At 36.3% G+C, this 446-nt stretch carries 1 pseudogene; it reads right to left on the bottom strand.

Annotation, left to right across the window (positions count from 1 at the left end):
- A pseudogene (locus tag C1G53_RS00185) lies at nucleotides 1–112 on the bottom strand (glutathione reductase); the annotation flags it as partial.
- Nucleotides 113–446 lie beyond the last annotated feature (334 nt).

Below are 446 nucleotides of genomic sequence, written 5' to 3' on the forward strand. Positions count from 1 at the left end.
CTAGATAGCTTCCCTCAATAACTGCTGCCTTGGCACCGTACATAGCAGCTCGGTTCATGGTAGCGATGCCTCCGCTCCCACCACCGATAGCGATAATATCAAACACTTTCATAAATTTCCTCCAATAAAGGTCAATAATTATATTCATTGTAACGCTTTTTTGTATGTCAATCAAAAATCTGCTACGTCACCTTACAAAAATGTAAGTGGGAAAATTGCCGAACTTTTTATAAAATAGTTAGGAAAAAACTTGCATTTGTTCTTGTATTTGTGTATTATATAGACAACACAAATAGGTATGTTTTGTAAAGAAAAGGAGTTTGTTATGTTAAAAACAAAGAAAGCAAAAATTGCTTTGTTTGGTGGTCTTGGAGTGGTCGCAGTTGCCTTAGTAGGTGGGGCTTTGATTTTTAGCAATATGCTAACATCACCATCATCTTCAGAAG

The organism is Streptococcus suis (assembly GCF_002960445.1).
Lineage (GTDB): Bacteria > Bacillota > Bacilli > Lactobacillales > Streptococcaceae > Streptococcus > Streptococcus hyiners.